The sequence below is a fragment of the Rhodococcus oryzae genome (genome assembly GCF_005049235.1).
In the GTDB taxonomy this organism is placed as follows: Bacteria; Actinomycetota; Actinomycetes; order Mycobacteriales; family Mycobacteriaceae; genus Rhodococcus_G; species Rhodococcus_G oryzae.
This window is the reverse complement of sequence record NZ_SUMD01000003.1, coordinates 307,626-331,467: the sequence shown is the minus strand read 5'-3', so window position 1 is coordinate 331,467 and position 23,842 is coordinate 307,626. Positions and strand designations below refer to the sequence as shown.

The 23,842-nt window shown below is 69.9% G+C and carries 24 protein-coding genes; 5 read left to right on the top strand and 19 right to left on the bottom strand.

Annotated elements, in window-relative coordinates:
* Positions 1–62 precede the first annotated feature (62 nt).
* The 4 genes from hemC to FCG67_RS07795 all read right to left on the bottom strand — a co-directional run bounded on the left by hemC (position 63) and on the right by FCG67_RS07795 (position 3,732).
* Positions 63–1,079, bottom strand: a complete 1,017-nt coding sequence (gene hemC, locus FCG67_RS07810; protein ID WP_136908687.1) for a hydroxymethylbilane synthase — start codon at positions 1,077–1,079, stop codon at positions 63–65.
* Entirely contained in the window at positions 1,076–2,473 is a 1,398-nt protein-coding gene (locus FCG67_RS07805) for a glutamyl-tRNA reductase (RefSeq protein WP_136908685.1), read from the bottom strand. The genes hemC and FCG67_RS07805 overlap by 4 nt, the downstream gene beginning before the upstream one ends.
* Positions 2,470–3,303 (bottom strand): redox-sensing transcriptional repressor Rex, encoded by an 834-nt coding sequence (locus FCG67_RS07800; RefSeq protein ID WP_246044922.1) that lies wholly within the window; start codon positions 3,301–3,303, stop codon positions 2,470–2,472. Before FCG67_RS07800 ends, FCG67_RS07805 begins: the two co-directional genes overlap by 4 nt.
* A gap of 168 nt (positions 3,304–3,471) precedes the next feature.
* On the bottom strand, positions 3,472–3,732 hold the full coding sequence (locus tag FCG67_RS07795) for a glutaredoxin family protein (RefSeq protein WP_136908681.1): 261 nt from the start codon (positions 3,730–3,732) through the stop codon (positions 3,472–3,474).
* Positions 3,733–3,880: 148 nt separating this feature from the next.
* Here FCG67_RS07795 and FCG67_RS07790 point away from each other — a divergent pair, with 148 nt between their 5' ends.
* On the top strand, positions 3,881–4,879 hold the full coding sequence (locus tag FCG67_RS07790) for an HAD family hydrolase (RefSeq protein ID WP_097210267.1): 999 nt from the start codon (positions 3,881–3,883) through the stop codon (positions 4,877–4,879).
* An 18-nt stretch (positions 4,880–4,897) separates the two neighbouring features.
* On the opposite strand, the gene FCG67_RS07785 is transcribed toward FCG67_RS07790, so the two are convergent.
* The 8 genes from FCG67_RS07785 to FCG67_RS07750 all read right to left on the bottom strand — a co-directional run bounded on the left by FCG67_RS07785 (position 4,898) and on the right by FCG67_RS07750 (position 12,800).
* Entirely contained in the window at positions 4,898–7,255 is a 2,358-nt protein-coding gene (locus tag FCG67_RS07785; RefSeq protein WP_136908679.1) for an arylsulfatase, read from the bottom strand.
* A 130-nt stretch (positions 7,256–7,385) separates the two neighbouring features.
* On the bottom strand, positions 7,386–8,399 hold the full coding sequence (locus tag FCG67_RS07780) for a lysophospholipid acyltransferase family protein (RefSeq protein ID WP_136908677.1): 1,014 nt from the start codon (positions 8,397–8,399) through the stop codon (positions 7,386–7,388).
* Positions 8,396–9,460 carry an NAD-dependent epimerase/dehydratase family protein gene (locus FCG67_RS07775; protein ID WP_136908675.1) on the bottom strand — a complete coding sequence of 355 codons (1,065 nt, stop codon included), beginning with the start codon at positions 9,458–9,460 and terminating at the stop codon, positions 8,396–8,398. Before FCG67_RS07775 ends, FCG67_RS07780 begins: the two co-directional genes overlap by 4 nt.
* Before the next feature lie 246 nt (positions 9,461–9,706).
* Positions 9,707–9,808 (bottom strand): 30S ribosomal protein bS22, encoded by a 102-nt coding sequence (locus FCG67_RS07770; RefSeq protein WP_003402602.1) that lies wholly within the window; start codon positions 9,806–9,808, stop codon positions 9,707–9,709.
* A 221-nt stretch (positions 9,809–10,029) separates the two neighbouring features.
* Entirely contained in the window at positions 10,030–10,263 is a 234-nt protein-coding gene (locus FCG67_RS07765) for a helix-turn-helix domain-containing protein (RefSeq protein ID WP_077040650.1), read from the bottom strand.
* A 125-nt stretch (positions 10,264–10,388) separates the two neighbouring features.
* Positions 10,389–11,204 (bottom strand): pyrroline-5-carboxylate reductase, encoded by an 816-nt coding sequence (proC, locus tag FCG67_RS07760; RefSeq protein WP_136908673.1) that lies wholly within the window; start codon positions 11,202–11,204, stop codon positions 10,389–10,391.
* Positions 11,205–11,259: 55 nt separating this feature from the next.
* The gene (locus tag FCG67_RS07755; RefSeq protein ID WP_136908671.1) at positions 11,260–12,138 is read right to left on the bottom strand and encodes a thioesterase family protein; all 879 of its coding nucleotides are present in this window, start codon (positions 12,136–12,138) and stop codon (positions 11,260–11,262) included.
* The gene (locus tag FCG67_RS07750; protein WP_136908669.1) at positions 12,135–12,800 is read right to left on the bottom strand and encodes a MerR family transcriptional regulator; all 666 of its coding nucleotides are present in this window, start codon (positions 12,798–12,800) and stop codon (positions 12,135–12,137) included. The genes FCG67_RS07755 and FCG67_RS07750 overlap by 4 nt, the downstream gene beginning before the upstream one ends.
* 106 nt (positions 12,801–12,906) lie before the next feature.
* Between FCG67_RS07750 and FCG67_RS07745 the strand changes: the two genes are divergently transcribed.
* On the top strand, positions 12,907–13,323 hold the full coding sequence (locus FCG67_RS07745; protein WP_136908667.1) for a hypothetical protein: 417 nt from the start codon (positions 12,907–12,909) through the stop codon (positions 13,321–13,323).
* 7 nt (positions 13,324–13,330) lie between these two features.
* On the opposite strand, the gene FCG67_RS07740 is transcribed toward FCG67_RS07745, so the two are convergent.
* Genes FCG67_RS07740 through FCG67_RS07730 form a run of 3 tightly spaced genes read right to left on the bottom strand, consistent with a single transcriptional unit; the run spans position 13,331 to position 16,590 of the window.
* Positions 13,331–14,203: a sugar phosphate isomerase/epimerase family protein gene (locus FCG67_RS07740; RefSeq protein WP_136908665.1), complete on the bottom strand. Its 873-nt coding sequence runs from the start codon at positions 14,201–14,203 to the stop codon at positions 13,331–13,333.
* Positions 14,204–14,215: 12 nt separating this feature from the next.
* Complete coding sequence (locus FCG67_RS25170) at positions 14,216–15,640, bottom strand: hypothetical protein (RefSeq protein ID WP_211243141.1); 1,425 nt, start codon at positions 15,638–15,640, stop codon at positions 14,216–14,218.
* On the bottom strand, positions 15,637–16,590 hold the full coding sequence (locus FCG67_RS07730) for a Ppx/GppA family phosphatase (protein WP_077040644.1): 954 nt from the start codon (positions 16,588–16,590) through the stop codon (positions 15,637–15,639). Before FCG67_RS07730 ends, FCG67_RS25170 begins: the two co-directional genes overlap by 4 nt.
* A 66-nt stretch (positions 16,591–16,656) precedes the next feature.
* Between FCG67_RS07730 and FCG67_RS07725 the strand changes: the two genes are divergently transcribed.
* Entirely contained in the window at positions 16,657–17,451 is a 795-nt protein-coding gene (locus tag FCG67_RS07725) for a DUF3109 family protein (RefSeq protein WP_136909057.1), read from the top strand.
* A gap of 71 nt (positions 17,452–17,522) precedes the next feature.
* Positions 17,523–17,870, top strand: coding sequence for a hypothetical protein (locus FCG67_RS07720; protein ID WP_136908663.1), 348 nt, complete (start codon positions 17,523–17,525; stop codon positions 17,868–17,870).
* A 65-nt stretch (positions 17,871–17,935) separates the two neighbouring features.
* Here the strand turns inward: FCG67_RS07720 and FCG67_RS07715 are convergent, their stop codons facing one another.
* From FCG67_RS07715 to FCG67_RS07705, 3 genes are all read right to left on the bottom strand, one after another.
* A complete protein-coding gene (locus FCG67_RS07715; protein WP_136908661.1) occupies positions 17,936–18,625 on the bottom strand; it encodes a response regulator transcription factor in 690 nt (229 codons plus the stop codon).
* Entirely contained in the window at positions 18,622–19,941 is a 1,320-nt protein-coding gene (locus tag FCG67_RS07710) for a sensor histidine kinase (protein WP_136908659.1), read from the bottom strand. The genes FCG67_RS07715 and FCG67_RS07710 overlap by 4 nt, the downstream gene beginning before the upstream one ends.
* A 184-nt stretch (positions 19,942–20,125) precedes the next feature.
* Positions 20,126–20,893, bottom strand: coding sequence for a phosphoglyceromutase (locus FCG67_RS07705; RefSeq protein WP_211243153.1), 768 nt, complete (start codon positions 20,891–20,893; stop codon positions 20,126–20,128).
* 48 nt (positions 20,894–20,941) lie between these two features.
* Between FCG67_RS07705 and FCG67_RS07700 the strand changes: the two genes are divergently transcribed.
* Positions 20,942–22,003 (top strand): DNA polymerase IV, encoded by a 1,062-nt coding sequence (locus FCG67_RS07700; protein WP_136908655.1) that lies wholly within the window; start codon positions 20,942–20,944, stop codon positions 22,001–22,003.
* Between the two features lie 135 nt (positions 22,004–22,138).
* On the opposite strand, the gene FCG67_RS07695 is transcribed toward FCG67_RS07700, so the two are convergent.
* Positions 22,139–23,731 (bottom strand): AMP-binding protein, encoded by a 1,593-nt coding sequence (locus FCG67_RS07695; RefSeq protein ID WP_136908653.1) that lies wholly within the window; start codon positions 23,729–23,731, stop codon positions 22,139–22,141.
* Between the last annotated feature and the right edge of the window lie 111 nt (positions 23,732–23,842).

Below are 23,842 nucleotides of genomic sequence, written 5' to 3'. Positions count from 1 at the left end.
TAGCAATGTCAGGGACATGGGAATGGGCGCGCGGTTTCGAGGAGCGCGCCGACGGCAATGACTCACTCATCGGTCGGTCCGCCCTCCGTCTCGCTTTCGGTTGCCTTGCCCATCAGGGCGCGGGCGCCCAGGTCGAGCAGTTCGCGGGCGACCTCGCGACCGAGTTCCTCGGCACGGTCCGGCGGTCCGACCGTCGAGGCCCGGATCGAATCGGACCCGTCGAGCGCCGCCGCACAGCCGCGTACCGACAGCTCGTCGAACACCCGGCCGTCGTCATCGATGGACTCCACGATCTCCGCGATCGCGCCGACCGGGGCCGTGCATCCGGCCTCGAGCTCGGCCAGCAGCGCACGCTCCGCCGTGACGGCGGCGCGGGCACTCGCGTCGTCCAGCTCGGCGAGGATGGCGATCAGCGCGGTGTCACCCGCGCGGCATTCGACGGCAAGCGCGCCCTGCGCGGGGGCGGGCAGCATCTGCACCGGCTCCAGCGACTCGGTGATCACGTCGAGCCTGCCGATCCGCGAGAGCCCCGCCCTCGCGACGACGACCGCGTCGAGCTCGCCGCCGGCGACCTTGCCGATCCTGGTGTCGAGGTTGCCGCGCAACGGCTGGATGTCCAGGCCCAGTCCGAGGGCCCGCAGCTGGGCGATGCGCCGCGGCGCGGAGGTCCCGATCCGGGAGCCGGCAGGCAGCTCACCGAGCACCATCCCGTCGCGAGCCACCAGCGCGTCGCGCGGATCCTCGCGACCGGGCACGGCGGCGATGACCACGCGCTCGTCGGGCGCGGTCGGCAGGTCCTTGAAGGAGTGCACGGCGATGTCGACGTGTCCGGCGGCGAGCTCCTCGCGCAGCGCGGCGGTGAACACGCCGACGCCGATCTTCTCGACCGGGCCGGAGAACTGGTCGCCCGCGGTCTTGACGATCACCAGCTTGGCGGGGTGGCCCGCGGCGATCAGCGCGTCCCGGACGGTGCCTGCCTGAGTGGTGGCCAGCAGGCTGCCCCTCGTGCCGATGCGCAGGGTGGCCGCGGGGGCCTGCTCCGCGGTGGTGTCCCTGGTGGATGCGGCGGTTGCACTCATGACTGCATCCCCTTCCATACGTCCATCGCCTCGGCCTCGTGGCCTGCCGTGAAATCGTCCGCGAGCTCGACCGCGCGCATCTCCATCGGCGTCGCGACGGCCTCGGCTGACCCGGGGCTCAGCTCGAACAGCTCACGCAGTGCGGCCGCGTAGGAGTCGCCGCCTGGGGCGCTGGCCAGCTGCTTGACCCGGACGGTCGGCGCGTGCAGCAGCTTGTCGACGACGCGACGCACGGTGCGCGCGACCTCGTCGCGTTGCGGATCCTCGAGCCCGGGCAGGCGCGAGTCCAGCCGCAGCAACTCGGCCTCCACCACGTCGGCGGCGCGCTGGCGGAGGGCGGTCACGGTCGGGGTGACCTCGGCCAGACGCTGTCCGGCCAGGTAGGTGGCGAGCTCGCCCGCGACGATCTCGCGGGCCGCCTCGGTGTCCGCGGCGGCGGCGCCTGCCGCCGGATCGCGCTGCAGGGCCGCCATGTCGAAGATGCTCACGCCGGGCAGTCCGGCGATCGCGGGCTCCACGTCGCGGGGCAGCCCGAGGTCGCAGATCACCAGCGGCCGCCGCGCGGAGTCCCGCTTCGCCAGCGCGACGTGCGCGTCGGCGAGGGTGACCACCGCACCGACCGCGCCGGTACAGGTCACCATCACGTCCGCCTCGGCGAGCGCCGACGGCAGGTCGGCCAGGTCGACGGTCGCGCCGTCCACCCCGGAGGCCCGCACGGTCTCGGCGAGGCGCTCGGCCCGCTCCCTGGTGCGGTTGGCGACGATGACGCGGCCGATCCCGGCCCGCGTCAGGTGCGCGACGGACAGCCCACCCATCGAGCCCGCGCCGACCACGACGGCGGTGCGCCCGGCGAGCCCGTCACCGAGCAGGTCCGCGGCGCGGTCGAGGGCGACCGACACCACCGAGGCGCCCGCGCGGTCGATCCCGGTCTCGGAGTGCACCCGCTTGCCGACCCGCAGCGCCTGCTGGGCCAGCTCGTGCAGCACCCGGCCCGCGGCCTGCTGGTTGTCGGAGATCGCGTAGGCGGTCCGGATCTGGCCGAGGATCTGCTGCTCGCCGACGACCATCGAGTCGAGACCGCTGGCCACCGCGAACAGGTGCTCGGCTGCCGCCTCGCTGTAGCGCACGTATGCGTGCTTGGTCAGGTCCGGCAGATCCATCCCGGAGTGCCCGGCGAGCAACTCGCCAACGTCGGAGAGCGCGCCGTGGAAGGCGTCCACCACCGCATAGATCTCCACCCGGTTGCAGGAGGAGACGATCATGACCTCGGAGACATGGTCCGAGCTCATCATCTTGTCGATCAGCTTCGGCCGATCGGTGTCGCCGATGGCGACCCGCTCGAGGACGGAGACGGGAGCGCTGCGATGCGAGATCCCGACCAGGAGAACACTCACGGTGCCATCACCGATCCATTCGTTGTCGAACCAGAGCCTGACGAAGCCGAGCGTGCCGTGCGGAGCCCCACCGCCGCCGAGGCCGCGGCGGGCTCGGTTTCGGCGTTGCGGGCGCTGTGGAAGGACAGCACCTGCATCTCCACGGCGAGATCCACTCGGCGGATCTCGACGTGTTTCGGGACATCGAGCGGCGAGGCCGCAAAGCTCAGAATGCAGCGCACACCGGCATTCACCAGCAGGTCGCACACCTCCTGAGCAGATTCGTCCGGGGTCGCGATGACCCCGATGGTGGCGTCCAGCTCGCGGCACGCGGCCTCGAGCTCGGCGACGTCGCGAACGGTCAGCGCGTCGACGGTACTGCCGATCCGGTCGGGATTTCGGTCGAACAGGCCGACCATCGTGAATCCGCGACGGCCGAACCCGCCGTAACGGGCCAGGGCCTGCCCGAGGCTGCCGACGCCGACCAGCACCACCTGGTGGCCGCGGTCCAGTCCGAGCGCGGCCTCGATCCGGGCGCGCAGCTTGGTGACGTCGTATCCGACGCCGCGGACCCCGTTGGGGCCGAGGAAGGAGAGGTCCTTGCGCAGCTTCGCGGAGCCGACACCGGCCGCGGTCGCGAGTTCCTCGCTGGAGACGATGAGCGTGCCGTCGTCGGCCATCACACCGAGGACCCGCAGATAGGTGGCGAGCCGGGTGACGGTGGCCTGCGGCAGGTCCCGCACCGTCGTGTCCGCCCGGGCGACGTCGGCACCGGACCGGACTGCGGACGTGTTCTCAGCCCCTGCGACGCCACGGGCAGAGAACCCATGCGGCTGGTGCTGTTCGGTCACGTTGGTGGCTCCTCGTCCGGCCATGCACATGGCCGGTTCTCACGCTGATCCGGGGGGACTGTTCACACCACGGTAACTGCTTGTGAACCCATGCACAAAGTCGCCGGATTCCGGATTCACCCGCTGCGACCTGCGCAGCGTCCGGATGCGAGGGGTGTCAGGTCGGCCTCAGATTGTCAAATCCGATCGCAGCCGAGACTCGTCGACCTCCCAGTAACTGTGCTCACGGCCGTCGAGCAAGACGACCGGCAGCCGGTCGCCGTACTCGGCGCGCAGCTCGGGATCGGTCGCCGCGGCCACGTCGACGTCGACCGATTCGAGTTCGAGGCCGAATTCCTCACACAACCGCAGCAGCTGAGTGCGCGCTACGTCACAGGAGCCGCAGCCGGCCCGGGTCAGCAGGGTGATGGTGTGTGCGGGGTCGGTCATGGGTCCACTGTGCCACCGCCACCTGCGCCTTCCGCGGGCCGCCCGCGGAGACGCAAGTCACAGCGGCCACGCGGGCGGCGATCCACCCGGTGCGCCCCCGAGGCTGGGGATAGGGTGGGCCGCAGTTGGACGAACACAGGAGGTATGAGTGCCTGGTCGATCTGGTCCGACCGGCTCGGGAGTGGGCGCCGGCTGGCTCGACGCCAAGCGTCCCCGCCGACGCGGCAGGAACCCCTTGGGGCCCAGCGACGCCCAGCTGCGGGCCAGCCTCGCAGGTGAGGCCAGCGCGGACGCCGCCATCGCGTTGCACGAGGCGGCGACGAGCGAGGCCGAGGCCGGCGGTGAACTCGGCGCCCGCGGGACCGAGGGCGGCGTGCCGCTCGACCTGACCGCGGCGGCGTTCTTCGACGTGGACAACACCATGGTCCAGGGCGCCTCGATCATCCACTTCGCCCGCGGCCTCGCCGCCCGCAAGTACATCTCGCTCGCCGACATGGCCAGGTTCGGCTGGCAGCAGCTCAAGTTCCGGGTGACCGGCAAGGAGAACAGCGACGACGTCGCCAGCGGCAAGGAACGCGCGCTGGCCTTCATCGCAGGCCGCGAGACCGCGGAGTTCTCCCGCCTCGGCGAGGAGATCTACGACGAGCTGATCGCCGACAAGATCTGGCCGGGCACCAGGGCGCTGGCGCAGATGCACCTCGACGCCGGTCAGCAGGTGTGGCTGGTGACCGCGACCCCGGTGGAACTGGCCCAGGTCATCGCGAAGCGGCTCGGGCTGACGGGCGCGCTGGGAACCGTCGTCGAAAGCGAGGACGGCAAGTTCACCGGACGACTGGTCGGCGACATCCTGCACGGCGCGGGCAAGGCACACGCGGTCCGGACCCTGGCCGTGCGCGAGGGACTGAACCTCAAGCGCTGCACGGCGTACTCGGACAGCCACAACGACGTGCCGATGCTCTCGCTCGTCGGCACCGCCGTGGCCATCAACCCGGACGCCGACCTCAAGGAGGTCGCGCGCAACCGCGGGTGGGAGATCCGCGACTACCGCACGGGACGGAAGGCCGCGAAGATCGGCGTTCCGACCGCACTCGCGCTCGGCGCGGTTGGCGGCGCGCTGGCGGCCGTGATCAGCCGCCGCAAGCACTGACGCAACCGTGCGGAGCCGCTACTCCCTCGACAGCATCGCCGCGGCCGCGTGCTCGAGGTCGATGTAGGCCTCGCCGCTGACGTCGACGACCACCCGGTTCAGCGTGCCGCCGGCGAAGGCCCACGGCGCGGCGCCCGGGTAGTCGTCGGTGACCGGTTCGCCGTCGTCGCGGCCGATGGTGAGCCCGGTGCCGCCGAGCCCGAACACGCCCGGCTGGGTCCGGATCCGGCCCTCCCCGACCTGGTGATCTCCGTAATAGAGGCGGAGCATCCCTCGCGCGGTGCCCGGCGGGTCCTCGCCGTCCTTGTCGAACGAGGCACCGAGGATCACCCGGTCGCCGGTGCGCAGCTCCTCGGTCGCGCTGATCCGCTGCTGCTCGCTGCCGAGGAAGTTGTAGACGTAGTGCAGCCGGTTGTCCCGGACGTACAGCGCGTGCCCACCGAAGCGGCCGCCCTGAGCGAACAGCACCCCGGATGCGCCGGGGGACGGCAGACCGACGAGCGCCCCCAGCGAGTACGAGCGGTTGCGAACGGCCACCGCCACCGACTCGGGCACCGCGGCGCCGCCGGGCCGGTACACATACCGGGTTCGGAGCGGGGCAGGCCGCGGGCGCGGCGTCATGAGGATCTCCACCGGATACCGGTCGTCGAGCGGCAACGCCCGGTTGGCACCCGCCTCGTGGAACCACAGTCCGACCAGTTCCGCGAGCCTGCCCGGCTCGGCGTCGGCGAGGTCGTGCAGCTCGGTGCGATCGACGTCGGTGTTGTAGAGCTCCCAGGTGTCGTCCTGGAAATGACCCCAACCACTGATCGCCGGATGGGTGGTGACGGCCTTCCAGCCGTCGTGCCAGATGCCGCGGGTGCCGAGCATCGAATAGAACTGGGTGTGCCGAGCGCTGGGGATGCCTGCGGTGTCGAAGCTGTAGCGCATGCTCACGCCCTGGATCGGGTGCTGGGGGTACCCCTTGACCGTCTCCGGCATCTCGATGCCGAGACAGTCGAGCACCGTCGGCATCACGTCGATGGCGTGGTGGTACTGATCTCGGATCTCGCCACGGGCGGCGATCCCCGCCGGCCACGAGATGATGCACGGATCGCAGGTGCCGCCGTTGAACGCGTAGCGCTTCCACATCTTGAACGGGGTGTCGAATGCCATCGCCCAGCCGTTCGGATAGTGGTTGTAGGTCCGGTACCCGCCCAGCTCGTCGAGCATGGCCATGTTCTCTGCCAGGTCGTCGGGCACGCCGTTGAAGAATTTGTTCTCGTTGACCGAGCCGTCGGGGCCGCCCTCGCCGCTGGCACCGTTGTCGGAGACCAGCACCACCATGGTGTTGTCGCGCTGCCCGATGTCCTCGAGGTAGTCCAGCAGGCGCCCGATCTGGTCGTCGCAGTGCGAGACGAACCCGGCGTACACCTCGGCCATCCTCGCGAACAGCCGCTTCTCGTCGCCGGAGAGCGTGTCCCAGCGCCGGGTGTGATCCAGCATCGGGAACGGCTGGCCGTCGGGTCCGCGGCGGGACTCCGGGGTGCCGATCGGGTTCAGCGGCGGCAACTCGGCCCCCGGCGGGATCAGGCCCATCTCCTTCTGCCTGGCCAGGACCTCGTCACGCATCGCCTCGTAGCCGCCGTCGAACCGGCCGCGGTAGCGGTCTGCCCACTCGCGCGGCACATGATGCGGGGCGTGCGCGCAGCCGGGCGCGTAGTAGAGGAACACCGGCCGGTCCGGCGCGATTGTCTTCACGTCGTCGATGAACTCGATCGCCCGGTCGGTGATGTCGACGCCGAGGTGGTAGCCCTCCTCCGGCCGGGTTGGCGGCTCGACCGGGTGGTTGTCGTGGACCAGATCCGGGTGCCACTGGTTGGTCTCGCCGCCGAGGAATCCGTAGAACCGCTCGAAGCCCCGGCCGATCGGCCAGCTCGCCTTGTTCGAGGCCAGGTTCATCTCGTCGGCCGCGCACAGGTGCCACTTGCCGACCATCGCTGTGCTGTAACCGCGTTCGACGAGCACCTCCGCGAGGGTGGCGCATTCCCCTGGAACGTGGGCGTTGGCGCCGGGGAACCCGATCGACGCCTCGCTGATGCAGCCCATGCCGTTGACGGTGTGGTTACGGCCGGTGAGCAGACAGGAGCGGGTCGGCGAGCACAGGGCGGTGGTGTGCCACTGGCTGTAGCGCAGGCCGCCGGCCGCGATCCGGTCGATGTTCGGCGTCTCGATCGGGCCGCCGTAGCAGCTGAGCGCCCCGAAACCCAGGTCGTCGAGCACGATGTACAGCACGTTCGGTGCGCCCTGCTGCGCCCTCGGCTGCTCGTACGGGCCCCAGTCGGGAACCGAGTCACGAATGTCGAGGTTGGTGATTCCGCGGAATGACTTGGCCATGGTGTGGCTCCCTGTCGACCCCCCTGTCCCACCAAAGCACAACGGCAGGGCGATCACCAGGTCCGCCAGGGGACCCGGCGACCGCGACGCGGGTTCAGTTGCCGGACAGCCGATCCCGGAACTCTCCGATTCAGCCCAGGAACACGTTGCGGCGCTGGGCGAGCAGCCGGTACAGGGTCTGCTGAATGGTCTCCCGAACGTGGTCGGTCAGCTCGAAGGTCACCATCGGGTCCTCCGCGCACACCGCGTCGTAGGAATCGGTCTGGATCGGCTCACCGAACTCGATGTACCACTTCGACGGCAACGGGATCAGTCCAAGCGGACCCAGGTGCGGGAAGAACGGCGTCACCGGGAAGTACGGCATCCCCAGCAGTCGCGCCAGCGACTTGAGGTCGCCGATCTTCGGGTAGATCTCCTCCGAGCCGACGATCGAGCACGGGATGATCGGGGCGCCGGTGCGCAGCGCTGCGCTGACGAACCCGCCCCTGCCGAAGCGCTGCAGCTTGTACCGCTCGCTGAACGGTTTGCCGATCCCCTTGAATCCCTCGGGGAAGACCGCCGCCACCTCGCCGGTCCGCAGCAACCGCTCGGCATCCGGGTTGCAGGCCAGGGTGTGTCCGGCCTTGCGCGCGATGTTGCCGACGACCGGCATCTCGAAGGCGAGATCGGCCGCGAGCATCCGCAGCGGGCGATGCGCCGGATGGTGGTCGAACATCGCCACCGAGGTCATCAGCCCGTCGATGGGGACCACGCCCGCATGGTTCGCGACCACCAGCGCACCACCCTCGGAGGGCACGTTCTCGATTCCGCGCACCTCGACGCGGAACCAGCTGTCGAACAGCGGCCGGAGTATCGGCAGCCAGACGTTCTCGGTGAAGTGCGGATCGAAGCCGAATTCGTCGACCTGGTAGTCGCCGGTGAGCCTGCGGCGGAGGAACTCCGCGATCGCGACCACCGGGTCGGCGACCAGGTCCCGGGCCGACTCGAGCACCACACCGGGCAGCGACGGCGACGCCTGCTGCGGGACACCGAACAGCGGGCGCGGCTGGGGCAGGGACTCGCCGCCCTGCGGTACGGCAGGCACAGGCCGAGCCCGCCGCCCGGCGGCGTCGTGCAACGGGATCACCTTGGCCACATCACTCATCGCTGCTCTCCCCCGACTCCGACCAACTGCTGTACCCGTGATTCGACCGACCGAAGCCAGTCCTCGCTGATCATCGGGCTGATCCCGGCCCCGTTGATCAGATCGTCCAGTCCCTGCATCGTCGTCCACCGCGGCTCGAAGCCCAGTTCCGCCCGCATCCGGCCGGTGTCGAACCCACAGCCGAAGTGGAAGTAGTCGAGCTGCTCCTTGGTGAAGTCCCGCATCGAGGGTCCCATCAGTGCCCGGCCGATGGTCCGGAACAGCTGCGAGGGCACCGGCACCGCGAGGCCACCCGCCCTCCGGACCGCCTGCGAGAGCATCACGACGCCATCCGCCGCGATGTTGAAGGTTCCCGCCGGACCGGAGACCGTGGCGAGCTCGAGTGCGGCAAGCGCGTCCTCCTCGTGCAGGAGCTGCATCCGGGGATCCCGGCCGAGGACCGTCGGCACGACCGGCGAGTTCAGGTACCGCGACACGGGCCCGCTCATCCGCGGACCGATCAGCGGCGCCATCCTGAGCAACGAGACCGCGATCTCCGGCCGCCTGCGCCCGAGGCTGCGCGCGTATCCCTCGATCTCGATGATGTCGCGCGCGAATGCGCCGCGCGGGGGCGTGCGGGCACTCATCTCCTCGGTGAACTTCGCCGGGTCCCGCGCGCTGCCGCCGTAGACCGCACCGGACGAGCGCACCACCACCTTGCGGACGTCCGGAGACTTCTGGCACACCGCGAACAACTGCATGGCGCCGAGGACGTTCATGTCCTTCATGGCGGCCCTGCTGCCGGACTTCGGGGCCTTGGGGATCGAGGAGGCGTGCACCACGGTGTCGACCCTGGCGTTGCGGATCACCTTGCCGATGAGCGGGTTCCTGATGTCGGCCCGGACGAACTCCGCGCGCCCCATCCGCCGCAGCATGTCCTTGCTCGGCGACACGGCGTCAACGGCGATGACCCGCTCGATGTTCGGATTCTGCGCGAGCCTGGCCACCAGGTATCCACCGAGGAACCGGCTGGCGCCGGTCACCAGCACCACACCGGGCGGCTGCACTCCGCGGTCGCTCATTACCTCCACACCCCACCCCTGCCTGTCGGGCCACACCTGCGAGCCTAGCCACACCCGGCCGGAACCGCACGGCTCTTAACGAGTCCGAAACACCTGTTTACCTGCAATTTTACGACCCCAAAGGAAGAATATTCATCCTCCCGATGCTGGACGTACGCCTAGTCGCCCCCCGAACGCAGCGATGCCCGCCACCTCTCGGTGACGGGCATCGGAGGGACTGGGTCCCACACCTGCGAACTCGGCGATTTACTTACCGAGCTTCCTACGCTGCACTCGCGTCCTGCGAAGCAGCTTGCGGTGCTTCTTCTTCGACATGCGCTTGCGTCGCTTCTTGATCACTGAACCCATGGCGGGTGTCCCTCACGTTCTTCTCTAGCGGTCCTGCGCACGCCGGTGACGTACGCGTGCGTTACGAATCTGGCGCTCGGCCTCGTATCTGCTAACCCAGCGCCTGATGACACCGGCTGGCTGGCACGACAAGTGATCATCGTACCGGTGTGGCCTCGCTCCACCGAAACCGAGCTTCCGTTATCCCCCGGACACTGCATCCGAGGGACGTCGGGACCGGTTCAGCCCGCGTCGAAATACGAGGTTTCCAGGTAGTCGTGCACCGCCTTCGCATGCACTCGAAATGACCGGCCCACCCGCACCGCGGGCAGCTCGCCGTTGTGCACCAATCGGTACACCGTCATCTTGGAGACCCGCATCAGCGCCGCCACCTCGGCGACGGTGAGAAACTGCGTGCCGCCGACCATGGGTTGACCGTCGGGGTTTGACCCCTTCGACTTACTTGTAGACACCATTAATCCACATACCTCCGGCACGTCTCGCGCCGCCGGCTTCCCCTCCGGCGGAACAGACACGCACGTGCTGTAATCAGCTTAGCGGGACAGATGGGGTTACAGCGACGGGTGTGGAGTACCAATATCTATTCGGTACCTCCACCGAGAACAGCGGACCTGCTCTTCGCGGCCACCAGCGCTTCGTAGAACGCGGTCCTGACCCCGCCCCGCTCGAGCTCGCGCAATGCAGCCGCGGTGGTGCCACCCGGCGACGTCACCGCGGCACGCAGATCCGCGGCGGACTCGCCGGACCGGTCGAGCATGGCCGCCGAGCCGATCATCGTCTGCACCACCAACTCGGTCGCGGTGGCCCTGGTCAGGCCGATGCCGACACCCGCGTCGACCATCGCCTCGGCGATCAGGAAGAAGTAGGCGGGCCCGGACCCGGACACCGCGGTGACCGCATCCATCTGCGATTCCGCGACCGCGACCACTTTGCCCACCGACGCGAGGATGTCGGTGACCAGCGCGAGGTGCTCCGCCTTCGCGTACCGCCCACCGGCGATCGCGCTGACGCCCTCGCCCACCAGCATCGGCGTGTTGGCCATCACACGCACCACCGGGAAACCGGCGGGCAGCTTGGCCTCGTACCGGGAGGTCGGCAGGCCTGCCGCCAGCGTGACCACCAGCTGTTCGCGGTCGCCGTCCAGCTCGACCGACGTCAGCTCGGCCATCACGGAATCGACGTCGTTCGGCTTGACCGCGATGACCACGACATCGGCACCCTCGGCGGCATCCGCGATCGTGGTCGCCCTGATCCCGAACAGGGCGGTCAGCTCGGCCGCCCGCGCGGGAAAGGACTCCGCGACGACCAGATCCTTCGGCGCGCGACCCGCCTGAAGCAGACCCGCGATCAGCGCCTCGCCGATCCTGCCGCCACCGATCACTGCAATTCTCGTCATGCCCGCAAGCCTGCCATGCAGCCGTCGGGGCGCCGCGAGGGAGGTCCGGCCCCGGTCAGCCCTTCGGGATCATGGCCAACTGACGGCTCTGCACCACCGCGTGCCCGGCCCCGTCGAGGACGAGATGGTCCTCCTCGAACCAGGTGTCGCCCAGCACGGTGGCGCTGGCCATCACCCGCAGCCAGCCCGGCGCGGGGAGCCTGCGCAGGTAGGTGGTCAGCTGGACGGTCGGCGCCCACCCGAACATGCCGCGGTTCATCGTCACCGGGGCGCTGATGTCGCCGGTCATCAACGCGAACAGCACCGCGACGTCGGTGTCGACCTCGTCCTCGGCGAACGGGCGCACCCACATCCGGTTCACCGGGTCGCCCTGCTGCCCGGACAGGAACAGCGCGGCGGACGGATCGACCCGCAGGTCGCAGCCCTTCGCGACGTGCACGATCTGCCCCATCGGATGGTCGGGGGTGATGTGGACGGCGTCGGAGGGCGGCGCGGCGGGCAGGTCGGCCAGCGCGAGTGGCTCCTGATGCCGCGGTTCCGCGACGTCCGGCACGCCGAGCGTCACCACCGCGGACACCGCGACCTTCTCGCCCTGGATCAGGTCGACATCGACCAGGCACACCTGCCTGCCGAGCTTGCGCACGCTGGTGATCAGCCGCACCTCACCGGGGTCGGGCGCGTTGAGGTAGCTGGCGCTGACCGCGATCGGCTGCATGGCACTCGTGTCGATCGGACGGGCCATGTCCTCGCGCGGCGCCCGGATCACCTCGCGTGCGGCGGCCGCGCAGAGTGCCATCATGCAGCCGCCGTGCACCTTCGGCCCGATGGTCCAGATCGGGTCGATCAGTGCACCGAAGGCGCCGCCGCCCAGGTCCGTCAGGGTGGTCAGGTCCGCGAAGGGGCGGGTCGAGGTGAGGGTGGCGGGCGGGGTCATCGGGTTTCCTCTCGGGGGTCCTGTGCGCTCGGCGGAGCGATTCCGGCCGGCGGGAAGCTTCTGGACGCGATGTCCTGGTGGGCGAGCCTGCGCATCGCGGCGATCACCGGCTCGTAGATCGCGGTGCCGAGCACGGCGTACTCGACGGCCGCCTGGGTGGATCCGACCGGCATCAGCGCGAGGTCGACCTCCGCGATCCCCATGATGTGACTGCCATAGGCGTCGATGCGTTCGTCGGTCATCGGGATGCCGACATCCTCGACCGCCTTCAGCGCCCGCTCGAGCTGGCCGACCGCGGGGAAGGCCGGGTCGTAGACCTGTCCCAGCCGTTCGAGCAGACGGCGGGCGCGGGGGTACTCACGCGCCTCGGCGTCCGCGGCATCGTCCGGGTAGGGCGGCAGCGTGGCCACCGCCCGCCCCAGGGTCTCGTAGAGCCCGTCGACGGGCTCTACGGTCAGGCGGATGATCGCGCGGATCTTGTGGATCGGCAGCCCCGCACCCGCCAGCGCCTTGATCAGCGCGAGCCGCCGCAGGTGCTCCGGACCGTAGCTGGACTGGGTTGCACTGGTCGGTTCGCCCGACATCAGGACGCCCTCGCGCAGGTAGTACTTGATCGTCGCCAGCGGGAGACCCGACCGCTCGACGAGCTCGGAGACGCGCATGGTCCTCCCGGTTGACGGATACATTGGATACTCTTACTATCCAACTACTGGATAGTAACGCTATCCAGACAATCCAGAGAGTACCCCCCGACCCAGGAGACCCGCTATGGACCCCATCCTCACGATCGTCGTCGGCGTCACCCTGCTCACCGTCGTCGGTATCGCCTTCGGTGGCACGTTCATGCTCCGGATCGTCAGCGGTAAACAGGGTGCCAACGCCCTGCAGAAGACGATGTTCCGCGCCGGGCACGCGCACGCAGGCGTCCTGGTGACCCTCGGTCTCGTGGTCGCCCTGCTCACCCAGGCCGCGGGCGTCTCGCCTGGGTGGTCGGCCTCGGGTTCGATCCTCGTGCTCTCGTCGGCGATCTTCGTCCCAGCCGGGTTCTTCTTCTCCGTGATCGGCGCGGACCCCGTGCGCCCGAACGCCTGGATGCGATCGGTGTGGATCGGCTTCGGGGTGCTGGTCGCCGGGCTGCTCGTCGCGGGGATCGCGGTGATCACCGCAGGCGTCGGCGCGCTCTGACCACCGCCTATGACCGGGTGCTCACCGACAGGTGTTCGCGGGCGAAGGCGAGCGACTGCGCGAGCATCGACGACCGCTCGGCCTGGGTACGCGCGTTCTGGGTGTTGATCTCCAGCACCGCCTGTCCGTCGAAGCCGCTGTCGACGAGGTGCCTGCACAACTGCGCACACGGCTGATTGCCGTGCCCCGGGATCAGGTGCTCGTCGACCGACGCGCCCCGCCCGTCCGCCAGGTGCAGATGGGTCAGGCCCGAACCCATCCGCCGAGCCAGGTCGAGGGCGTCCATGCCCGCCGTCGCGGTGTGCGAGAGGTCGAGCGTGTAGTGCGCGTGATCGCTGTCGGTGGGGTCGTAGCTGGGCGCGAAGGCTGACACCCCCGGGCCGGGCCCGCCCCGCTTCTCGAGCCGCTCGGCCGACTTCGCGCGCTTGCCCCAGAAGCGATCCGCTCGCATCGGGAACATGTTCTCCACAGCGACCGCGACGTCGCTGCGCTCCTCGAGCTCGCGCACCTGGTCGGCGAAACCCTCGGAGTACTTGCGCTGCCAGCGGAACGGCGGGTGCACGACCACGGTGCGCGCGCCGAGTGCCTCGGCGGCGCGGACCGACTTCTCCAGTTTGGCGGCCGGGTCCGCGCCCCACACCCGCTGCGAGATCAGCAGACACGGGGCGTGCACGGCCTGCACGGGGACGGCGTACTTCCGGACCAGCGCCTTGACCGCGTCCAGGTCCTGGCTGACCGATTCCGCCCAGACCATCAATTCGATGCCGTCGTACCCCAGTTCGGCGGCGTACTCGAACGCCGCCTCGGTGTTCTGCGGATAGACCGAGGCAGTCGAGAGTCCGACGAGGATCTTGCGTGTCCCGGTTCGAGTGCCGTCCATCGCCACCCTCGGTCAGGTCGTGAGCAGGAAGGCGAGCGGACCGATCGTCACGAACACACCGACGATGATCGCGATCAGCAGGCTCACCATGTCGTCGGTCTGCCGCAGGATCCGGACCACCGCCACCAGGCCGGCGATCACCAGCACCGCGAGGACCAGCGCCACCCATGGCAGCACGTCCCACAGCTTCTCGAAGCCCTTGAACAGCAGCCCACCGACCAGCAGGGCGACGATGCCCTGACCGATCAGGACCGCCCACTCGCGGGCCGCGTGCTTGTCGTCTCGATCGGAGGGCGCGTCCTCGACCGCTTCGTCCGGCTCCCGATCCGCGAGGTCCTCCGACTCTGCGGACCCGGGCGCCGAGTCCTTGCGCGCCGCGCCTTCGCGCACCGGGACCTCGGGCGCCGATTCCCTGAGTGCCTGTTCCTTGAAGGTGGACGTCTTCGGCACCACGATCCGTGGGATCTCGCCGGTGACGTGAACCAGCGCCCTGGCCTCCTCCAGCGTCTCGCGACGCGCGGTGCCCGCGGCCCTGGCCTGCCGCATGAGGTCGCCCTCGAGGCTGGACCCGGACAGCATCGCCGGCTCACGGATGGGGGTGTACGGGACGAACCCGGGGCGCGGGGCGGGCGAAGCCTCCGCGACCGGCATGGCCGCGGTCTTCGGCTGCTCCGCGATCGGGGCGCGCATGGAGGTCTTCGGCTTCTCGGCCTGCGCGGGCTGAGCGTCGACCTGGGTGAGGGCGCCGGACCGGTATTGCGGGGGCAGGGCGGCCGCGGTGGCCGGGGTGGCCGGGGTGGCCGGGGGCGTGACATCGGGCGCGGCGGTCACGCGGTACTGCGACGGCATCACGGGGGCCGGAGGCGCGGGGGTCGCAGGCGCGGGGGTCGGTGTGACGGGGGCGGACGGGGGCGCGACTCGTTCGTACTTCGGTGGCTCGACCTTCGGCGCCTCGAACTTCGGGGCCTCGAACTTCGGGGCCTCGAACTTCGGAGCCTCGACCCTCGACTCCTCGGCCTTCGGCGGCTCGGGGACCGGCGGGATCGTGGGGCGTTCCCTCTCGGGGACGGTGTACCGCGCGACGACCGGCGGCACCGGAGTCCGGTCGGCGCGCCTGGACCGGGGCTGAGCGGGAGGCGAAGGGGTGACGGTCGGCGCGGGCGGCGTGACCGGCGCGGGCGCGGGGGCTGCGATGGGTTCGGGCTGAGCGACGGGCGCGGGCGGCGTGACGGATACCTCGGGCACCTCGGGAATCGTGTGCCGCGAATCCTCGGGAGGCCTGACGACAGGGATCTCGCCGGTCAGTTCGGCGACGCTGATCCCGCCGCCTGCCACTCCCCTGCGGCGACGTCCACCGCGGGACTCCACCTGCTGGCCGTTCCTGGCGAGCAGCTCGGCAACTGAGACCTGCCCGGTGTCCTCGGATCCTTCGCTCATCGCGCACTCACCACCAGTTCTCCGCCCATCTCGGTATCCAGCTTCCGCAGGATCAGCCCCTCACGCAGAGCCCAGGGGCAGATCTCCAGCGAGTCCACCGACAGTGCCCGCATGCTTGCCTCCGCAATCAGTGCGCCCGCCACGATCTGCTGGGATCGGTCCGAGCTCACACCCTCCAATTCTGCGCGGTCCGACGTCGTCATCCTAGAAATGAAGGCGATCAGTTGGCGCAGACCGCTGGCAGTCAGTGTCCTCTGTACCCGGGGTCCTGCGGCGGAGGGCGCGGCCCCGGTGAGTCGTGCCAGGGACCGGAACGTCTTGGACGTCCCGACCACCCGATCCGGCGCGCCTGCGGCACGCAGCGCCTTGGCGGGCTCGACCAGCTCGGCGTCGAGCCAATCGCGCAACACCGCCACCCTGCGCTTGCCGGGCGGGTCGGCCTGCAGCCAGTCCCGGGTCAATCGCCCGGCACCGAGCTGGAGGGAGAACGCGACGTCCGGGTCCTCGTCGCCGCCGGAGGCCAGTTCCAGCGAGCCGCCGCCGATGTCGAAGTTCATGATCCGGCCGGCGCTCCAGCCGTACCAGCGCCGCACCGCGAGAAAGGTCAGCCGGGCCTCGTCGACGCCGGACAGCACCTCGAGCGCCACCCCCGTCTCGTCCCGGACGCGGGCCAGCACCGCCTCGGAGTTGGTCGCGTCGCGGACCGCCGAGGTCGCGAAGGCCATCAGCTCGCCGCACCCGGAAGTCGAGGCGATGCTCGCGAAGTCCCGCACCGCCGCGACCAGCTTGTCGGCCCCGCCCGCGGTGATGTCGCCGCGGTCGTCGGTGTTCTCGGCGAGCCGCAGCGTCGACTTGGTGGAGCTCATCGGTGTCGGGTGAGCGCCCCTGTGGGCATCCACCACGAGTAGATGAACCGTGTTGCTTCCGACGTCGAGTACCCCTAACCGCACGTGACCACGGTACTGGGTCTACCGTCGAGACTTGTGACAGCAGGCAACACCACGCCCGATTCGAAGATGGAGCCGACGCCGGAAGTCGGCCCCGACTTCCCCCGCGAGTGGATCGAATTCGTGGACCCCGCCAACGCCGAACATCTCGTGGTGGCGGACCTGACCTGGCTGCTTTCGCGCTGGACCTGCGTGTTCGGCACGCCCGCATGCCAGGGCACCGTGCCGGGACGTCCGGACGACGGCTGCTGCTCGCACGGAGCCTTCCTCTCCGACTCCGACGACAAGGCCAAGCTCGACCGGTCAGTGAAGCTGCTCACAAAGCGCGACTGGCAGTTCATGGAGAAGGGCCTCGGTAAGAAGGGCTACGTCGAGGAGGACGACCTCGACGACGAGCCCGCGCTGCGCACCAGGCGCTACCAGGGTGCCTGCATCTTCCTCAACCGGCCGGGATTCGAGGGCGGGATCGGCTGCGCGCTGCATTCGATGGCGTTGCGCAAGGGGATCGAGCCGCTCGAGGTCAAGCCGGACGTCTGCTGGCAGCTGCCCGTCCGTCGCACCCAGGACTGGGTCGAGCGGCCGGACGGCTCGCAGATCCTCAAGACCGTGATCACCGAGTACGACCGACGCGGCTGGGGCGAGGGCGGCGAGGACCTGCACTGGTACTGCTCCGGATCGCCCGACGCGCACGTCGGTTCGAAGCCGGTGTGGCAGAGTTACGCCCCCGAGCTGACGGAGCTGCTCGGCAAGCCCGCCTACGACGAGCTGGCCAAGCATTGCCGCCGCCGCGCGGGGCTTGGCCTGATCGCCGTCCACCCGGCGACCACCGCCGCGCAGGCGAAGGCCGACCAGCCCCGAACGTAACGCTCGGTCGGCGGTGTCCCGATAACGGATCAGGAGGGTGCATCGGCCCTCCCCGTCGTAGGGGGACGCTCATGTTCACTCGCACACTCGCAACGGCCGCGCTGGTCGTCGGCGCCGCGCTGGCGCTGGCCCCGGGCGCGTCGGCCGCAGAGCCCGACGACCCGTACGGCTTCAACGCGGTCCGCGACCGGACGGACTACTTCGTCGCGCCCCTCGATGCCGGTGCGCTGATCGGCCCGAACACCTACAAGCCGATCATCCTCAGTCCCTACGGCGCCACCCGCAAGATCGAGTGCCGCGGCGACGGCCACTACGTCTCGATCCACGAGTGCAAGCAGTACGACACGAACAACGTCGCGCACGACCTCCAGCTGCTCGCCAACCCGATCCGCCCGGTCTGGGTCTACAACCCCTTCTAGGGCGCGAGTCCGAGCGCGCGGGAACGGTGGCCGTGCGCCGCGATTCGCGGCGCACAGCCGGGCTGTCAGCCCTCCAGCTTGTACCCCAGCCCGCGCACGGTGACCAGATGCTCCGGCTTGGCCGGATCGGCCTCGATCTTCGACCGCAGGCGCTTGACGTGCACGTCGAGGGTCTTGGTGTCGCCGACGTAGTCCGCGCCCCACACCCGGTCGATGAGCTGGCCGCGGGTGAGCACCCGGCCGGAGTTGCGCAGCAGGTACTCGAGGAGGTCGAACTCCTTGAGCGGGAGCATGACCGTGTCGCCGTTGACCTGGACGATGTGGCGCTCGACGTCCATCCGCACCGGGCCCGCCTCGAGCACGCCGTCGTCGCCATCGTTGTCGGAGTCGTTGTCGGCGCCGCGTCGCAGCACCGCCCGGATCCGGGCGATCAGTTCCCGGGCCGAGTAGGGCTTGGTGACGTAGTCGTCGGCGCCCAGTTCCAGGCCGACGACCTTGTCGATCTCGCTGTCGCGGGCGGTGACCATGATCACCGGAACGCCGGAGCGCGCGCGGAGTTGCTTGCACACGTCGGTGCCGCTCATCCCGGGGAGCATCAGGTCCAGCAGGACGATGTCCGCGCCGGACCGGTCGAACTCGGCGAGGGCGGACGGTCCGTCCCCCACCACCGTCGCCTCGAACCCCTCCTTGCGGAGCAGGAACGCGAGCGGGTCGGCCAACGACTCCTCGTCCTCCACGATCAACACATTCGTCACCGGTTTGCCTCCAGACTCGGCGCAGCCTCGTGCTGCGTCACTTCGTGATCGATCGATGCGGTCTTGTTCGCTGCGGACGTCTCGTCCGCGGCGGGGGGTGCGTCCGCGATGGGCGCGGACCTGAGCTGAACCCCGGGGCCCGATATCGCGCTCCTGATCGGCGCGTCATCGGCGTCGTCGGAGAGTTCCTCGTGCCACGGAATGTGCAGCGTGAAGGTGGACCCGGTGCCGACCTTGCTCCACAGCGTGATGGAGCCGTTGTGGTTAGCGGCCACGTGCTTGGCGATCGCGAGGCCGAGCCCGGTGCCGCCGGTGGACCGGGACCGCGCCTTGTCGACGCGGAAGAAGCGTTCGAACACCCGCTCCTGGTCCTCGTTCGCGATGCCGATCCCACGGTCGGTGACGGCGATCGCGACCTTGTCCCCGCGCCTGGACCGGCTCACCGACACCGGCGAACCCTGCGGCGAGTACGCGATCGCGTTCTCGACCAGGTTCGACAGCGCGGTGATGAGCAGGGTCCGGTCGCCCCGCACCTCGAGTCCGCTCGGCCGGTCGGCGGTGACCGTGATCCCGGCCGCCTCGGCGGTGAGCCGCGAACGGCGCATGGCCTCCTCGACCACCTCGTCGACGTCGACCACCTCGAGGTCGGGCAGCTTCTCCGCGCCCTGCAGGCGGGAGAGCGCGATCAGTTCGCTGACCATGTTCCCCAGCCGCTTCGACTCGGTGAGCACCCGCTCACCGAAATGCCGCACGGACTCCGGGTCGTCGGCGGACTCGAGGAGCGCCTCGGCCAGCAGGCCCATCGCGCCGACCGGGGTCTTGAGTTCGTGGCTCACGTTGGCGACGAAGTCGCGGCGGGTGGCCTCCATGCGGACCTGCTCGGAGTCGTCGTCCGCGAACAGCACGACGAACCGGCGGTCCTGCTCGCTGAGCAGCCGGGCCACCCCGCGCACCGCGATCTTGTTCCGGCCGCGGGCCGGGTTCTTGATGCTGAGGTCCATCTCGACCGGCACCCCGGTCGTCAGCACCTGATTCGCCGCCTGCCAGGCGCGTTCCTCAACGGTGCGGTTGCGCACCAGGCCCAGTTCCTCGGCGCGCGGGTTGAAGAGCACCACGTCGTGGAACCGGTCCACCACCGCGATGCCGCTGTGTGAGGCGAGCACGATCAGGTCGAGGACCTGGGACATGGTCAGGCCGGCCTGTTCGGCTTCGCGCCTGGAGAATCGGTTCTTCAGGAACGGGACCAGTACCCCGCCGACCAGGTATCCGCCGAACGCGGCGACCACGGCCAGGAGGACGGCCTGAACAACACTCACAGCGCAATCGTACGGTCGCCTAAAGCCTGGCGGACGCAGGGTGGAGGCATTTCACCGCACGTCATGGCCCCGCGGCGCCCCGTTTTCCGGCCGTTCACCCGATGTTTGGTCGCTCCGCCGGCTCCGCTCCGGCGTTGGCCCGGGCCCCCTCGTCGGAGAGGGACCCGGGCCGACATCGGAACCGCTACTTCGCGCCCTGGCTGGCGACCGCGGCGGCGCCGGCGGCGGCGGCCTCCGGGTCGAGGTAGGTGCCGCCCCGGTTGAGCGGGGTGAGGCTGCCGTCCGCCGCGACCTCGAGGTCGTAGCGCAGCGGGATGCCGGTCGGGATGTTCAGCCCGGCGATGTCCTCGTCGGAGATGCCGTCCAGGTGCTTGACCAGGGCGCGCAGCGAGTTGCCGTGCGCGGTGACCAGGACGGTCTTGCCCGCCTTGAGGTCCGCGGAGATCGTCTCCTCCCAGTACGGGATGAGGCGCTTGACCACGTCGAGCAGGCACTCGGTCAGCGGGACCTCGTCGAGGCCCGCGTAGCGCGGGTCGGCGTCCTGGCTGTACTCGGTGCCCGCCGCGATCGGCGGCGGCGGGGTGTCGTAGCTGCGACGCCACAGCATGAACTGGTCGTCGCCGTACTCGGCCTTGGTCTGGGCCTTGTTCTTGCCCTGCAGTGCGCCGTAGTGCCGCTCGTTGAGACGCCAGTCGCGCACGACCGGGATCCAGTGCCGGTCGGCGGCGTCGAGGGCGATGTTCGCGGTGCTGATCGCGCGGCGGAGCAGGGACGTGTACAGCACGTCGGGCAGCACGTCGTGCTCCTTGAGGAGCTGACCCGCCCGCTTGCCCTCACCGATGCCCTTGTCGGTGAGCGGCACGTCCACCCAGCCGGTGAACAGGTTCATGGCGTTCCATTCGCTCTCGCCGTGGCGGAGCAGCACAAGGGTTCCGGTACTCATGCCCACAATCCTGACATGCGCCCCACACGGGGAAGGCTCCGGACGCAGACTGAGTGAATGGGCACACGCGACCGGTGGGTGCTGCACGTCGACCTCGACCAATTCGTCGCCGCCGTCGAGGTCCTGCGACGGCCGGAACTACGTGGCCGGCCGGTGATCGTCGGCGGGCGCGGCGACCCCACCGAACGCGGCGTGGTCTCCACGGCCTCGTACGAGGCCCGCGAGTTCGGGATCGGTTCGGGGATGCCGCTGCGGGTCGCCGCGCGCAGGCTCGCCACGCGCGAGGTCACCGACGCGGTGTTCCTCCCCGTGGACGGCGAGGCGTACACCGCCGCCTCACAGCGGGTGATGGACACCCTGCGCGGGCTGGACGCGGTCGTCGAGGTGCTGGGCTGGGACGAAGCGTTCCTCGGCGTCGCCACCAAGGATCCGGTCGGCTTCGCCCGCGCCGCCCAGTCCGCCGTGCTCGCAGCCACCGAGCTGCACTGCTCGGTCGGTATCGGCGACAACAAGCTGCGCGCCAAGATCGCGACCGGCTTCGGCAAGCCGCGGGGCGTGTACCTGCTCACCGCGGACAACTGGTTCGACGTGATGGGCGACCGAGCCACGGACGCCCTGTGGGGAATCGGGAGCAAGACCGCGAAAAAGCTTGCCGCCCTCGGTATCCACACCGTCCGCGAGCTGGCCGACGCCACCGACGGCGAGCTTGCCTCCGCCTTGGGCCCGACCACCGGACCGTGGCTGCACCGGCTCGGCCGCGGCCTCGGCGGCGAGACGGTCACCGCGGAACCCTGGGTCGCGCGCGGCCACGGCCGCGAGACGACCTTTCAGCACAATCTCACCGACCCCGCGCAGGTGGCGGCCGAGGTGCGGCTGCTCGCCGAGCGGGTGGCCGAGGACCTGCGGGCGGAGGGGCGAGCGGCGGTCCGGATCACGCTGAAGGTTCGGTACGCGCCGTTCGACACCCACACCACCGGTGCGCCGCTGGCCGAGCCGACGCTGGATCCGGCGGTCATCGCGGACGCCGCCGCGGCGCTGACCGGGCGACTCGATCCGGGTCGCGAGGTCCGGCTCCTCGGCGTCCGGCTCGAGATGACCGCGCCCTCCGGCGGGAGCTAGCCGGACCCGAGAATGCGACATGCGCGCGGCGGCACCGAGTGCCACCGCGCGCATGTCGCGACGATCGAAGCCCCTAGCCTCGCGACGCCTCGCTCGCGCTGCGCCTAACCCCGCGTCGCCAGGCTCGCGCTGCGCCTAACCCCGCGTCGCTTCGCTCGCACGAAGGTCCTTGCGGAGGATTTTGCCCGCCGCCGACTTCGGCACCAGGTCGATGAACTCCACGATGCGAACCTTCTTGTGGGGCGAGACCCGCTCGGCGACGAACGCGATGATCTCGTCCCCGGAGAGCTCGGCATCGGGCTGACGGACGACGAACGCCTTCGGGACCTCCTCGCCCTCTTCGTCGAGCACGCCGATCACCGCCGCGTCGGCGATCTGCGGGTGGGTGAGCAGCAACGCCTCCAGCTCGGCGGGCGGCACCTGGTAGCCCTTGTACTTGATCAGCTCCTTGAGCCGGTCGACGATGTACACGACGCCCTCCGCATCGACGGTGGCGATGTCACCGGTGTGCAGGTAGCCGTCCGCGTCGAGGGTCTCGGCGGTCGCGGTGTCGTTGCCGAGGTAGCCGACCATCACGTTCGGGCCCTTCACCCACAGCTCGCCCGGCGCGCTGACGCCCGTCGTCGGGAGGTCGACCTCCTCGCCGGTGGCCGGGTCGACGAGCTTGTTCTCGGTGTTCGCGATCGGCTTGCCGACCGAGCTGAGAGGGACGTGGTCGTCCTCGAGCGCGATCGCATGGCTGACGGGGCTCAGCTCGCTCATGCCGTAGCCCTGGCGGACGCGGCAGTTCAGCCGGTTCGCCACCGCCTTGCCCAACTCCTCGTCGAGCGGCGCCGCACCGGAGAAGATGGTGTGCACGGAGGAGAGGTCGTACTGGTCGACGAGCGGATGCTTGGCGAGCGCGACCGCCACCGGCGGCGCCACGAAGATGTAGGTGCACTTGCGCTCGGAGGCGTTGCGCAGGAACTCGACGAGGTCGAACTTCGGCATCGTGACCAGGGTGGCCCGCTCGAACAGCGCCGCGTTGAGCAGCACGGTGAGTCCGTAGATGTGGAAGAAGGGCAGCACGGCCAGGATCCGGTCGTCGGCGCTGATGCCCATCCGCGGGTGGATCTGGCAGACGTTCGCCACCAGGTTCCTGTGGGTCAGCATCACGCCCTTGGGGCGGCCGGTGGTGCCCGACGAGTACGGCAGCACCGCGAGGTGGGTCGCCGGGTCGAAGCTGACCTCGGGTGCCGGGGCGCCCTGGGTGAGCAGGTCCCGCAGCGACGGGTGCCCCTCGGCACCGTCGAGCACGATGACCCGGTCGGCGGGGATGCCGACCTGCGCGGCGGCCGCCCGCGCCTGCGGCAGCAGCGGCGACACGGTGAAGAGGAAGGTCGCCTTGGAGTCGGTGAGCTGCTTGGCGATGTCCTCGGTGTTGTAGAGGGCGTTGATCGTGGTGGCCGTGCCGCCCGCACGCAGGATGCCGTGCAACACGGACGCGAACGCCGGGACGTTCGGCGAATGCAGCGCGGCGACGTCGCCGACGGCCAGGCCGCGCGCCGCCAGCGCGCCCGCGACGGCGTCGACCTGACCGATGAGCGCGCGGTAGGTGGTCTCCGCGCCCGAGCCGCCGTCTATGAGCGCGGGTCGGTCCAGGTCGGCGTCCGAGACCTGACCGAACAGGAAGTCGTAGACGCTCAGGTTCGGGATCTCGACGTCGGGATAGGGGCTCTTGAAGCTCACGGGGGCCTCTCCTCGAGTGGTGCGGCGACAGGGTTGACGAACCAGGTAACTGTGACAGATGGAAACAGTTATCACACCTGTGACAGCCGTCACAGAATCGCCGAAACCCTA

Bases quoted from the DNA above. Each gene is read 5' to 3' on its own strand.
- FCG67_RS07745 (WP_136908667.1), top strand. From the start codon at position 12,907: ATGGACCCCATCCTCACGATCGTCGTCGGCGTCACCCTGCTCACCGTC.
- FCG67_RS07740 (WP_136908665.1), bottom strand. From the start codon at position 14,203: ATGGACGGCACTCGAACCGGGACACGCAAGATCCTCGTCGGACTCTCG.
- FCG67_RS07700 (WP_136908655.1), top strand. From the start codon at position 20,942: ATGGGCACACGCGACCGGTGGGTGCTGCACGTCGACCTCGACCAATTC.
- hemC (WP_136908687.1), bottom strand. From the start codon at position 1,079: ATGAGTGCAACCGCCGCATCCACCAGGGACACCACCGCGGAGCAGGCC.
- FCG67_RS07795 (WP_136908681.1), bottom strand. From the start codon at position 3,732: ATGACCGACCCCGCACACACCATCACCCTGCTGACCCGGGCCGGCTGC.
- FCG67_RS07755 (WP_136908671.1), bottom strand. From the start codon at position 12,138: ATGACCCCGCCCGCCACCCTCACCTCGACCCGCCCCTTCGCGGACCTG.
- FCG67_RS07775 (WP_136908675.1), bottom strand. From the start codon at position 9,460: ATGAGCGACCGCGGAGTGCAGCCGCCCGGTGTGGTGCTGGTGACCGGC.
- FCG67_RS07785 (WP_136908679.1), bottom strand. From the start codon at position 7,255: ATGGCCAAGTCATTCCGCGGAATCACCAACCTCGACATTCGTGACTCG.
- FCG67_RS25170 (WP_211243141.1), bottom strand. From the start codon at position 15,640: ATGAGCGAAGGATCCGAGGACACCGGGCAGGTCTCAGTTGCCGAGCTG.
- FCG67_RS07765 (WP_077040650.1), bottom strand. From the start codon at position 10,263: ATGGTGTCTACAAGTAAGTCGAAGGGGTCAAACCCCGACGGTCAACCC.
- proC (WP_136908673.1), bottom strand. From the start codon at position 11,204: ATGACGAGAATTGCAGTGATCGGTGGCGGCAGGATCGGCGAGGCGCTG.
- FCG67_RS07720 (WP_136908663.1), top strand. From the start codon at position 17,523: ATGTTCACTCGCACACTCGCAACGGCCGCGCTGGTCGTCGGCGCCGCG.
- FCG67_RS07725 (WP_136909057.1), top strand. From the start codon at position 16,657: ATGGAGCCGACGCCGGAAGTCGGCCCCGACTTCCCCCGCGAGTGGATC.
- FCG67_RS07750 (WP_136908669.1), bottom strand. From the start codon at position 12,800: ATGCGCGTCTCCGAGCTCGTCGAGCGGTCGGGTCTCCCGCTGGCGACG.
- FCG67_RS07780 (WP_136908677.1), bottom strand. From the start codon at position 8,399: ATGAGTGATGTGGCCAAGGTGATCCCGTTGCACGACGCCGCCGGGCGG.
- FCG67_RS07770 (WP_003402602.1), bottom strand. From the start codon at position 9,808: ATGGGTTCAGTGATCAAGAAGCGACGCAAGCGCATGTCGAAGAAGAAG.